10 protein-coding genes and 1 tRNA gene are annotated in these 11,636 nt (G+C 43.2%); 2 read left to right on the forward strand and 9 right to left on the reverse strand.

Annotation, left to right across the window (positions count from 1 at the left end):
• Positions 1 to 180: 180 nt before the first annotated feature.
• From ACE1AT_RS01695 to ACE1AT_RS01730, 8 genes are all read right to left on the reverse strand, one after another.
• A complete protein-coding gene (locus ACE1AT_RS01695) occupies positions 181 to 813 on the reverse strand; it encodes a DUF938 domain-containing protein (RefSeq protein WP_374865584.1) in 633 nt (210 codons plus the stop codon).
• Positions 814 to 838: 25 nt separating this feature from the next.
• Complete coding sequence (locus tag ACE1AT_RS01700; RefSeq protein ID WP_374865591.1) at positions 839 to 2,446, reverse strand: ATP-binding protein; 1,608 nt, start codon at positions 2,444 to 2,446, stop codon at positions 839 to 841.
• A gap of 242 nt (positions 2,447 to 2,688) precedes the next feature.
• Positions 2,689 to 4,188: an ATP-binding protein gene (locus tag ACE1AT_RS01705; RefSeq protein WP_374865585.1), complete on the reverse strand. Its 1,500-nt coding sequence runs from the start codon at positions 4,186 to 4,188 to the stop codon at positions 2,689 to 2,691.
• A gap of 93 nt (positions 4,189 to 4,281) precedes the next feature.
• Positions 4,282 to 4,737, reverse strand: a complete 456-nt coding sequence (locus ACE1AT_RS01710; RefSeq protein WP_374865592.1) for a response regulator — start codon at positions 4,735 to 4,737, stop codon at positions 4,282 to 4,284.
• A gap of 254 nt (positions 4,738 to 4,991) precedes the next feature.
• Positions 4,992 to 5,690: a Crp/Fnr family transcriptional regulator gene (locus ACE1AT_RS01715; RefSeq protein WP_374865586.1), complete on the reverse strand. Its 699-nt coding sequence runs from the start codon at positions 5,688 to 5,690 to the stop codon at positions 4,992 to 4,994.
• A gap of 183 nt (positions 5,691 to 5,873) precedes the next feature.
• The gene (locus tag ACE1AT_RS01720; protein ID WP_374865587.1) at positions 5,874 to 6,587 is read right to left on the reverse strand and encodes a Crp/Fnr family transcriptional regulator; all 714 of its coding nucleotides are present in this window, start codon (positions 6,585 to 6,587) and stop codon (positions 5,874 to 5,876) included.
• A 211-nt stretch (positions 6,588 to 6,798) separates the two neighbouring features.
• Positions 6,799 to 8,415, reverse strand: a complete 1,617-nt coding sequence (locus ACE1AT_RS01725) for an ATP-binding protein (protein WP_374865588.1) — start codon at positions 8,413 to 8,415, stop codon at positions 6,799 to 6,801.
• A gap of 251 nt (positions 8,416 to 8,666) precedes the next feature.
• Positions 8,667 to 8,739: transfer RNA gene (locus ACE1AT_RS01730), tRNA-Val, on the reverse strand.
• Between the two features lie 93 nt (positions 8,740 to 8,832).
• On the opposite strand from ACE1AT_RS01730, the gene ACE1AT_RS01735 reads away from it, so the two are divergent.
• Entirely contained in the window at positions 8,833 to 9,462 is a 630-nt protein-coding gene (locus ACE1AT_RS01735) for a metal-binding protein (RefSeq protein ID WP_374865589.1), read from the forward strand.
• Entirely contained in the window at positions 9,459 to 10,397 is a 939-nt protein-coding gene (gene mazG, locus ACE1AT_RS01740; RefSeq protein ID WP_374865590.1) for a nucleoside triphosphate pyrophosphohydrolase, read from the forward strand. Before ACE1AT_RS01735 ends, mazG begins: the two co-directional genes overlap by 4 nt.
• 96 nt (positions 10,398 to 10,493) lie before the next feature.
• Here the strand turns inward: mazG and ACE1AT_RS01745 are convergent, their stop codons facing one another.
• Entirely contained in the window at positions 10,494 to 11,489 is a 996-nt protein-coding gene (locus tag ACE1AT_RS01745) for an aldehyde dehydrogenase family protein (protein ID WP_374865593.1), read from the reverse strand.
• Between the last annotated feature and the right edge of the window lie 147 nt (positions 11,490 to 11,636).

Consider the following 11,636-nt stretch of genomic DNA (forward strand, 5'->3'; position numbering starts at 1 on the left):
AACGCCTTGCGGCAGCTTTCATGAGGCAGTGCGTTGGACGGGTTTCCCGGCTTGAAGCACCTGCCGTCCCCTTGCCTGAAGTACGAAATACGGCGCTGTGCGCCTGTTCCTCAAGGGTTTTCAGCTAGCCTTTCTTATAAAGTCTCACCTCTTCCCTTTTCTTTACTCAAATCCAAATCGCTATAACTTAAATACTACTGAAAGGTTATTTGCTGGCATTTGATAAATATTGAGTAAACTGAGACTGTTTCTACTAGCTGCTATAACAACATCTTCAAGATTACGCACGCCCCATTCTGGATTTTGGGCGCGTAGAGATTGATCAAAAGCAGCATTACTTGGGGCAGTGTGTTTGCCATTTCGTTTGAACGGCCCATAGAAGTACAGGATACCACCAGATGGAAGAATGCGACTAGCACCCGCCATTAGTCCCAAACAAGCAGCCCAAGGTGAAATGTGGATCATGTTGATGTTGACTATGGCTGTAATTGGCGAAGTAGTAAATAATGCTTCTTTCTCTACCATCCAGACTGACTCACGTACATCAATCTCTAAAGGTGGCTGAAGACTTTCACAGGGTAAATGTTTACTCCAAGCAGCGATACTAGCACGGTGTAGAGGATTGGGGTCAGAAGGTATCCATTGACGAGGAGACAGACGAGGAGCAAAATACACCGCATGTTCTCCAGTACCGCTAGCAATTTCTAATACACTGCCTGTTGCGGGTAATACTTGCGTGAGTACTTCTAGAATTGGTTCACGATTGCGCTGTGTAGCTGGGGCGTATTGTCGTGCGTCTTGTGGTGTGTTCATCAGGCTGTTGTAATTTTCCGGCTTTTTATTCTATTTTGTAGATTGGCAGTTGGACTGTAAATGTGGCTCCTTGACCGATTCCCTCACTAGTAGCATAAACATGACCATGGTGTAGTTCAACCAAATGATGAACAATAGCCAGTCCTAATCCCAATCCCCCATATTTTCTGGTTGTAGTACCATCTGCTTGGCGAAAGCGATCGAACACATAAGGTAAAAATTCGCAACTGATACCTTGTCCTGTATCAGTAACTGTAATTTGGGCTAAGGAGTCAATTTGCTGAAGCCAAACCTGCACTTGACCAGTAGGAGGAGTAAATTTAATCGCATTAGACAGGAGATTAGAGACAATTTGCTGCAAGCGTTCTGCATCGCCCATGACTGGACTGATGAAAGGACTAAGCATGGACTCTATTTGAATTGACTTGGCCTGAGCTTGTGGTTGTATGTCTTCAATTGCAGCATGAACGATTGGAACTAGGTAAAGAGGTTGTAACTCCAAACGCAGCTTGTTCTGAATGATCATGGAAACATCAAGGATATCCTCAATCAATTTTTTCTGCTGTCTGGCGTTACGTTCAATTGTTTCTAAAGCTTTGGTGGCGATCACTTCATTCAATTGTCGATTTCTAAGTATCTGCGCCCAACCCAACATAGAGTTAAGCGGTGTACGAAGTTCGTGAGAAACGACAGCTAAGAATTCATCCTTGAGGCGATTTGCTTTCTCAGCTTCTTCTCTAGCTGCTTGCTCTTGGCGTATTAGTTGTTTACGTTCTTCTTCAACTTGTCGGCGTTCAGTTGTATCGCGCCAAGTCACAACTACCCCATCCCCAAACTTCACAGCCCGAATATCATATGCTCTTTGCTTATTGGTTGGTAATTGATTGTTAGTTGATTTGTTGTTATCAGTAGTTAGTTTTCTCCCTTGTCCCCCCTGTCCCCTATCTCCCTCCTCTCCCAACAATAATTCCTTCACCAGTGATTCACCCGTTTCTACAACCCGACAGTACTCTGTAAATAGACCACTTGTCTGATGTATGGGCATAAGTTCACACAACGACTTACCTAATTGCTCTTCTTGTGTAAACTGGTGATTTTCACAAGCGGCTGCATTCACGTAATCAATGCGAAAATCTGTGATCTTACCTGATGTGTCACGGATAGCAGAATAAATGCCAAAGCAGTCCAGGATAGTTTCTACAGATGTACGAAATAATTCTTCGCTCTTACGTAATTCTGCCTCTGCTTGCTTGAGTAATTTTCGTTCTTCGGCTTCTCGTAAAGCTCGCTCTACTGCTGGAACTAATCGCTCCAGGCGTTGTTTGAGTACATAATCTGTAGCTCCACTTTTGAGAGTTTCAATGGCTCGCTCTTCACCAAGTATGCCCGAAATGATGATAAACGGTACTTCTGGACAGATAGCACGAGCAAGTTCTAAAGCAGAAAAGCCATCAAAGGAGGGAAGAGCGTAATCCGCCAGAATTAAATCCAAGGTTTCGGTTTTGAGAGCTTCTATAAAGTCTGCACGAGTTTCTACTCCTAGCAACTCGCAATTAATTTTACTTTTTGCCAAAGCTGCACCGATCAACTCGGCGTCTGCCCAAGAATCTTCCAGCAGCAGAATACGCATCATGATATTATTTTGATAACATTGTCGCCACGCCACAATTTTCCTATAGCTATAGGAACCTAGCAGCACTATTTTCAAGAAATTTGCTCATTCCAGACATCTAGCTGCCGATGTAAATTAGAAATTTGTTGGTTATTGATTGTTGTAGAGACGTAGCATTGCTACGTCTGTCTACATTGGTCAAATTTCAAAAAGATTCTGAAATTTTGAATTGTTTTATCCCCCTTCCGTTGTCTTCCTTGTGATTAAATATTTGCTTTCGGTAGAGTAAAGTAAATTTTTGCCCCTTGATTGATGGCTCCCTCTGCCCAGACTCTGCCATGATGTCTGTGAATAATACGCTGGATGTTGGCAAGTCCTATACCTGTTCCTTCAAATTGTGTTTGGCTATGAAGGCGTTGAAATATACCAAATAAGCGATTGACATATTGCATGTCAAATCCCACACCATTATCTTGGATGAAAAAAATAGTTTCTTGCTCATCCTCAATACAGCCAATAGTGATGACTGGTTGGTGACACGGTTTAGTGAACTTAACAGCATTTTCAATCAAATTTTGCCATACAAGGCGTAACAGAGAGCGATCGCCCCACACATGAGGTAGTTGCTGTAAATACCAAATTATCTGTCTATCAGGAAAAAGCATTTCTGTCTGTTGTTTTGATTCCCAAACCAGACGGTTCATATCAACGTTAGAGTAGTACATTTCTGCACGTCCGGTACGGGAGTAAGTCAGCAAATCATCTACGAGTTCGCCTGCTCGGTTAGTTAACTCTAAAATTGCTTGTAGATAATGCAAGCTTGTTTCATCACTGGTTATAGTTTCTAGGTGTTCTTTCAATAAGTTTGCAAATCCATCGATTTGGCGAATGGGCGATCGCAGATCATGGGATACTGAATATGCAAAAGCCTCTAGTTCATGGTTAATGGCTTCTAGTTGAACTGTACGCTCCTGGACTCGACGTTCTAAAGTTTGGTTAAACTGAAGAATTTCTGCCTCTGATTGCTTGCGCTGTGTGATATCTTCCACTAAGCCATCTATGAAGGTTTCGCCATCTAACTGATTCAGGGTTTCACTGAAAAGCACCCAAATGTTTTTACCATCAGGGCGTTGCAAATGTATCTCCCGTTCCCACTCTTTCCCAGATGGACGCTCGTTAGTCATAAAAGAGTAGAGTTGTTCACTGATAAATGACTGAACCTCCTCTAAGGATGGCAAACCTAAAATATTTAAAAAAGCCGTATTTACATCTAAAACGTTTGCTGTGCATGTAGCACGGAATACACCAATTCTTAATTGATTCAATAATGATTGTAAGCGTAATTCTAGTTGAGCTGCTTTACGGCTAGTTTGGTATTGTTGCCAAACTGAACGTACAGCTTGCGTGAGGCGCAGAAAATGTTTTGTAGATTTGATTACGTAGTCATCTAATCCCGCTTTCATTGCCTCAACTGCAATTTCCTGGGAACCTGTGTTGGTAAACATAATCACAGGACAATTGCGATCGCGAGATTTGACAGCACGCAAAACATCTAAGCCCGTCGTCCAATTGAGTTGATAATCAGTAATGACTAAATCAAATTTATCTGCTGCTAATGCCTGGTTCAATGTATTGGTATCAATTATTTCTATGACTTGGGTTTGAGAGAACTCTCGGCTTAATTCTCTGATCACCAACAGGCGATCGTCTGGATTATCATCTACCAGCAAAATGCGTTGAATTGAATTATTCTGAGTACTCATCGCTGGTTTTTGCCCGTTGACTGCGATCGGGAGATGGGGAGAAGAGATATATTTTTAATATTTCTTCTGCCTTCTGCCTTTTGCCTTCTAGTATTACGTCGAGTAAACAGAAGGATACTGATTAAATTTTAGCCAGTAGGAGTTTAGCGCCTGCATCATCTCCTGTAAAGCATTAAATGCAACAGGTTTAATCAGATAGGAGTTTACTCCCATATCATAAGCACGGTCAACATCAACATTTTCCCGCGAAGATGTGAGAACTACAACCGGAATTCGTTTTAGTAACGGCTGTTGCTTGAGCCATTCTAGAACTTCTAGACCAGAACGACGTGGTAGTTTTAAATCTAGTAATATTAACGCTGGTAATGGATATTTTTCTCTTTCTTTATAGCAGTCTTGACCTCCAAGGTACATAACTGCCTCATCCCCATTTTTAACAACATGAATGGGATGGTGCAAATTTGCCCGACGAAATGCCCTCTCTACTAAGAAAATATCATTGGGGTCGTCTTCTACCAGCAAGATGTTACATTCACAGTGACTCATCATTACAAGCTGGCTCCTTGACATTTTTCCTTTCTAGACGCCAGTGGAGCAATAATTAGTAGAAAAATCGCTTGTGCTAAACAGGGGTTTCATTATAAATATTGAGTAATAAAAGTGTTTTAATATTCACAGAGCAGTCACAAAAAGACTTTTATAGCATGACATAATTCTATCTGACGCTCTGTACGGTAGCGTACATAAGCCCCAGATTTTTCCCAAAAAATACTTGTTGATATTGCTAAAAAAGCGCGAATACTTTACTTTTGTTCTTCATTGAGCAAGCGATCGAATTCTTTTTTAATAAAACCGTAACACTCACAAGCAGTTGCCTCCAAAGCTAGGCGATTGAGAATTGTAATCCGACCTCGACTGTAGCGGATAATACCTGCTTGTTGCAACAAACCAGCTGCCACAGTTACACCAGAGCGTCGCGTACCCAGTAACTCAGCAATAAACTCTTGAGTAATTTGTATAGTATCAGAAGCTGTATGGTCTTGGGCAGTAAGCAGCCAACGAGCAAGTCGTGCTTCTAACGAATGATGACGATTGCAGGCAGCAGTTTGACTAATTTGGGTAAGTAAGGCTTGGGTATAAAGTAACAATCGCCTTTGTAGAACTCCACCACGAATAAATTCCCGTTTGAGGACTTTGGTATCTATTTTCATCGCAGTACCAGCAACTTGCACAATCGTGCGAGTTGTTGTTAAATCGCCTCCTAAAAATGCAGGATAGCCTACAACTCCATTGCTACCGACCATACCAACTTCTGTTGTCGAACCATCCTCAAGAACAGCAATTAAAGACACCATTGCTCGATTCGGGAAATAGACATGCTTAATATTTTCCCCCGCTTCATAAAGAACTTGACCGAGAGAAAGTGGCACCTCTTCTAGATGGGGAGCAAGGCGCTGGAACTCCAAATCTGGTAAAGCCAGCAGTAGCTGATTAACTAGCACGGCATCGCTTCCATCACTTCTAAATCAAGCATCTTAAATTGACATGGCTGGAGTAACCCTGTCTGTACGGTAGCGTACATAAGCGTTAGATTGCAGAAGTAAAGTAAAGTCTAAAAAGCAGGATTTTTCTTGTCTAACCCATTATTTCTTGTCGTCTATTGCAAAGGGTAATTGGCAAAATTATCAAGCATTCAGCAGACGAGCAAACTCATTTGTTACTATGCCATAACATTCGCAAGCAGTTGCCTCTAGTGCAGTTCTGTTCAGAATTATAATTTTTCCGCGACTGTAGCGGATCAGGCCTTCTTCTTGTAAATTACCTGCTGCAACTGTGACTGTAGCACGACGGGTTCCCAGCAAATCGGCAATATACTGCTGAGTTAAAAATATCTCATCTCGACCAAGACAGTCTTGAACGCACAACAGCCAACGAGCAAGTTGTTGTTCTGTGGAATGGTGAAATTTGCAAACCGCATTTTGCCCAATCTGGGTTAAAAGTGCTTGGGTGTATAGCAGTAGTTTTTTTTGTAATACTCCCCCCCGTTCAAATTCACGCTGAAGGATTTCAGCATTCATTTTCAAAGCACCATCTGCTATTTGTACAAGCGCACGGCTATTAGTAAATTTACCGCCTAAAAATGCCGGAATGCCAATTATACCCTCATTGCCCACCATGGCAAATTCGGTAGTTGAGTTATCCTTGAGAACGGAAATTAAAGACACCATTGAGCGGATGGGAAAGTAGACATGTCGAATCACTTCCCCACGATCATAGAGAATTTGCCCTTGAGAGAGCCTTGTATATTCTAGATGGGGAGCCAGGTGCTGATACTCCTCATCCGGTAAAGATGCCAAGAGTTGATTAATCGACCTGGGATCACTATCGGATGGAGACATGCTGTAGTCTGTTGGCAGAACAGTCAGGACGTTACATAACTGCTAGAGAATGAAAAAAACATACTCTGAGAGCTAGTGACGACGTGAGAAGTTGTCATAGGTTAATAAAAATTTGCAAACTACTTCTTCTCCCTACTGGAAGATTCGTACGTTAGCGTACAGATTATAACTTTACAGTTATCAGTTATCAGTTTTTCTAGCTGATAACTGTTCAATGTCCACTTTCCACTGTTAACTGTTCGCTATTTGAATCGCCTTGTGCTAACTCAATCCAAAATTGGCTACCCTGTCCTAATTGTGATTCAACTCCTACACTACCTCCCATACGCTCAATCCCCCGTTTGATAATCGCCAAACCGATACCAGTACCCGGATAAGATTCTATGCCATGCAAGCGCTCAAAAGTTCTGAATATTCGTTGTTGATGTTGGCTAGCAATGCCAATTCCGTTATCTTCCACCCATAGACGCACCAATTTGTTTGAGGTAGAGGTTTCCGAAGATACAGGAGTGTGAAGAGTGTCATAAGAATTTACTCCCCCTACTCCCCCCACTCTCTCTTCTGCCCATATGCGTACTTGGGGTTTAACATCACTAGCCACAAACTTAAGGGCATTACTAATCAAATTAATCAACACCTGTACTAAAATGCTGCGATGTGCTTTCACAATCGGTAAAGGTGACTCGATGGTTATGTGTGCTTGGGTAATTTGTATGTCTGAGTGTAATTCATTGATGGCGTCAGCGATCGCACTCTCCAAACTCAGCCGTTGTAGCCAAATTTCGCTACGCCCTAGACGACTGTAAGCAAGCAAATCCAGAATCAAAGTGTCCATCCGTGCAGCTGCGGTAATAATGCGCTGGGTATATTCTTGTCCTGTTGCGTCTAAATTAGAGTTGTAATCTTCCTGTAAAGCTTGGGCTAGTCCTTGCATAGCACGCAGTGGGGCGCGTAAATCATGAGAGACACTGTAGGTAAAGGCTTCTAGTTCCTGATTGACTTCTTGCAGTTGTGTGGTGCGTTCTTTGACTTTTTGTTCTAAGTTTTCGTTGAGTTGCTTAATTTCTGTTTCAGCTTGTTTGCGATCGCTAATATCAATAATTAGTCCACAATATCCTCTGACTGGGCCATTTTTGGCGATATCGGGAACTAAAATAGCTTGGATATAACGCCTTCCTCCTTCTCGATAGGGAAGTTCCGCTTCATACTCAACTAAATTACCTGCTAGTACCTGTTCTAGTTTGTCTTTCATGATTTGATAGGCTGCTTCTCCCACAACTTCGACTATGCGTTTGCCGTAGATTTCCTCTGGAGATAAGCCAAACCAATCTTTGTATGTTTTGTTAATAAACTGATAGCGTTGCTGGGTATCAATATAAGAAATACAGACGGGCAAAGAATTGGCAATTAAGTTTAACAATTCTTGATGCTGACGACCCTTGTCTTCACTTAAGAGCAATTGTTGGGCGATTGCTTGGGTATTTCGCCGAGCAGTTTTTAGGGAGTTAATGAGTGCAACAATAAATAGCCCCTCCAGCAAAAATATAAGCAGTTGGAGACTCGTCCAAAAGTCATTGATGAATAATGATCGAGCTGGAGCTAAGAAAAAATAACTAGTCACCACACCAGACAAAACAACCGCCAATATACCAGGGCCAATTCCTCCATAGCGGCTAGTCGCCATAATGGCAGCAAAAAATAGTAAAAATGGCGTTTGGTATTGTTGACCAGACCAATAATTTAGCAGTAGTTTACCCAGTAACGCGATCGCTACAGTTAAAATTGCTATACTGTAACGCCAAACAATCCGGCGTCTTCCTCTCCACATATTTTTTTGCCCAGGCTTACAAAACCCTACGCGGTAGGGAACGGGGAACGGGATAGAAAACTTTATTTGTGGGTTTAGAGCCGCATTTTATACAAAGCGTCCTTGTTTCAATTCTACGTTTTTAATTCTGGGTTTCCTGTTCCTTGTTCCCTTTGAACTGATTCAGTTTAGGGTTAAGATTACACGTAAAACTTCACCACCACGGTAACTGTTCAGACAGAACAACTAACTGTTAATATGACTATTTTAAATGGGTAGTACTGGACTCGAACCAGTGACATCCTGCTTGTAAGGCAGGCGCTCTACCAACTGAGCTAACCACCCGTTTTTGCTCACAAGAATTAATGTTAGCACACTAATTTGAAAAACGCGATAGTATTTTTGAGAAAATTTTTGCTTGCTTAATCCCAAATTCCTATGCCCTCTGGCCAAACGCACGATCGCATTACTTTGTGGGCTTTGCCGTTCGTTGCTGGAGCCACTTTTGTCCAAACCAAGAGTGGCAACCTGACTTTATTGGTGGCAGGTGGATTTATGTTTGGGGGGCTGATGTTTGGCCCTGACTTGGATATATACTCCCGCCAATATCAACGTTGGGGTTTGTTACGTTGGATTTGGATTCCTTATCAAAAAAGCCTGCGCCATCGGTCTTTTTTATCACATGGGCCAATTATCGGTACAACATTGCGAGTGATCTATTTGAGTGGCGTTGTGGCAATACTAGTAATTTTGGGTACAGTAGTTGCTCAAATGCTCGGTAGTGGGGACTGGAGTAGGCAGATTTTGAGTGAAATTGTCGGGCGATCGCTCTTGAATCACGGTCTAGAATTGCTAGCACTATTCTTAGGGCTGGAATTAGGTGCGATGAGTCATTCGCTTAGTGATTGGGGTGGCTCTGCATACAAGCGTGTGCAGAAGCAAGGTATTCAAGGTTTATTGCCCCGTGCGAAAATGAAGAAACGTAAAGCGACAACTCGCGGTAGTCGTCGGACAAAAAGTATGGGAAGCAAGGGAAGTAAGGGAACTAGGGGAAAAAGTAGTAAATGAAAAACTCTGAAACTTTGGCAGCGTTACAAGAATTAATAGATGTGGTGGCAAAGTTGCGATCGCCTGACGGTGGTTGTCCGTGGGATTTAGTGCAAACTCCCAAAACACTGACCCCGTATGTTATTGAAGAAGCTTATGAAGTCGTAGATGCGATTCATAGTGGAGACAAAGAAGCGATCGCAGAAGAATTAGGCGATTTGTTATTACAAGTTGTCCTGCAATCACAAATCGCCAAGGAATATGAACAATTTTCTTTACAAGAAGTCGCGCAAGGAATTTCCCAAAAACTAATTCGGCGCCATCCTCATGTATTTGGGGATGTGTCGGTGCAAAATGTGGATGAAGTGCGGCAAAATTGGGAACAAATTAAAGCAGCAGAAAAAGGCGAACCATCTCCAGAAAATCAAAAACTGAGTACAAAACTCAGTAGTTACGCCCGCAAACTTCCCCCATTAATGGCGACGATGAAAATTTCTCAAAAAGCTGCCGCCGTTGGGTTTGAGTGGGAAAATATTGATGGAGTGTGGGATAAGTTTCATGAAGAATTGCAAGAGTTTCACGAAGCTTTAGCCCACGAAACACCAGAACGACAGCAAGCTGAATTAGGAGATTTATTATTTTCTATTCTCCAGCTGGCTCGTTGGTACAATCTTGATCCAACCGAAGCTTTACAAGGAACAAATCAACGTTTTATTCACCGCTTCCAAAAAATAGAAGCGTTTGCCGATCGCCCCCTGTCTGATTACACTCTCGAAGAGTTAGAAGCCCTTTGGCAGCAGGCGAAAGCACAACTTGAAGGGGATCGGGGAAAGGGGATTGGGGACAAGGGAGAAAAGGAGGACAAGGGGGACAAGGAGGACAAGGGAGACGTGGAGAAAAGGAGGACAAGGGGGACAAGGAGGACAAGGGAGACGTGGAGAAAAACTGATACCTAATGCCTAATGTCCAATCCCCAATTCCTGATCCCCAGAGGGGACCCCACCTGCCCCTTATCCCCAAGACCCCTACCTTCCCCGATCCCCAATGACCACTTACAACTTAATTGTGACTGTCTTGACTTCAGTGTAATGTTCTAGACAATACTCGCCGAGTTCACGACCCATACCTGATTGTTTGAAGCCGCCGAAGGGTGCAGCAGCATCAAAGACATGGTAGCAATTTACCCACACAGTACCAGCACGGACGTTGTTAGCTATGGCATGGGCTTTGGTAATATCTTTTGTCCATACTCCAGCAGCAAGTCCGTACATGGTGGTGTTGGCAAGATGAATTACCTCGTCGATGTCTTTGAATTTAATAATGCTCATCACCGGGCCGAAGATTTCTTCTTGAGCAATCTTCATGTCATTTTTGACATTGGCAAATACAGTCGGTTCAATAAAGAAACCGCGATCGCCCCAGCGATGACCACCGCATAACATCTGCGCGCCTTCACGCATACCCGACTCGATGTAGCTCATGATCTTGTCAAACTGCTCTTGGTCTATCTGCGGCCCTTGCTTGGTATTGGGATCGAAGGGGTCGCCGACTGTCCGCTGTCTGGCTTTTTCTACACTCTTAGCGACAAAATCGTCATAGCATTTTTCTTCCACGAACAGCCGCGATCCCGCATTGCAACATTGTCCTTGGTTAAAGAACAAACTATGGTGTGCGCCTTCAATTGCCATATCCATATCAGCGTCGGCAAAAACGATGTTGGGACTCTTACCACCAAGTTCGAGGGTGACGCGCTTGAGGTTGCTTTTGGCTGCTGCTTCCATCACCAGATGTCCAACTTCGGTTGAGCCGGTGAATGCTAATTTGTCAATATCCATGTGACGCGCGATCGCAGCCCCGGCGGTTGGCCCGTAGCCAGAGAGAATATTAACTACACCAGGTGGAAAGCCTGCTTCGATAATCAACTCACCCACGCGTAGCGCCGACAAAGGAGTTTGTTCGGCAGTTTTCATCACTACCGTATTACCTGTTGCCAAAGCTGGGCTTAACTTCCACGCCTGCATCAACAATGGGAAGTTCCAAGGAATAATTTGACCGACTACACGTAAAGTTTCCGGGAGCTTGGTAGCCCCTCGGCTTTAGCCAGGGGCGGAAAAGCGACATTGCGGCTTGAGCCGCAGTCTCTAATTTGATAGAATTGAGCAATCCCAGTAGGAATAATCATCGGCGTGTTGAAG

Source organism: Pelatocladus sp. BLCC-F211, assembly GCF_041928655.1.
Taxonomy (GTDB): Bacteria; Cyanobacteriota; Cyanobacteriia; order Cyanobacteriales; family Nostocaceae; genus Pelatocladus.

Excerpts from the sequence above, each read along its gene's own strand:
- ACE1AT_RS01695 (WP_374865584.1), bottom strand. The coding sequence starts at position 813 with ATGAACACACCACAAGACGCACGACAATACGCCCCAGCTACACAGCGC.
- ACE1AT_RS01700 (WP_374865591.1), bottom strand. The coding sequence starts at position 2,446 with ATGATGCGTATTCTGCTGCTGGAAGATTCTTGGGCAGACGCCGAGTTG.
- ACE1AT_RS01705 (WP_374865585.1), bottom strand. The coding sequence starts at position 4,188 with ATGAGTACTCAGAATAATTCAATTCAACGCATTTTGCTGGTAGATGAT.
- ACE1AT_RS01710 (WP_374865592.1), bottom strand. The coding sequence starts at position 4,737 with ATGATGAGTCACTGTGAATGTAACATCTTGCTGGTAGAAGACGACCCC.
- ACE1AT_RS01720 (WP_374865587.1), bottom strand. The coding sequence starts at position 6,587 with ATGTCTCCATCCGATAGTGATCCCAGGTCGATTAATCAACTCTTGGCA.
- ACE1AT_RS01725 (WP_374865588.1), bottom strand. The coding sequence starts at position 8,415 with ATGTGGAGAGGAAGACGCCGGATTGTTTGGCGTTACAGTATAGCAATT.
- ACE1AT_RS01735 (WP_374865589.1), top strand. The coding sequence starts at position 8,833 with ATGCCCTCTGGCCAAACGCACGATCGCATTACTTTGTGGGCTTTGCCG.
- mazG (WP_374865590.1), top strand. The coding sequence starts at position 9,459 with ATGAAAAACTCTGAAACTTTGGCAGCGTTACAAGAATTAATAGATGTG.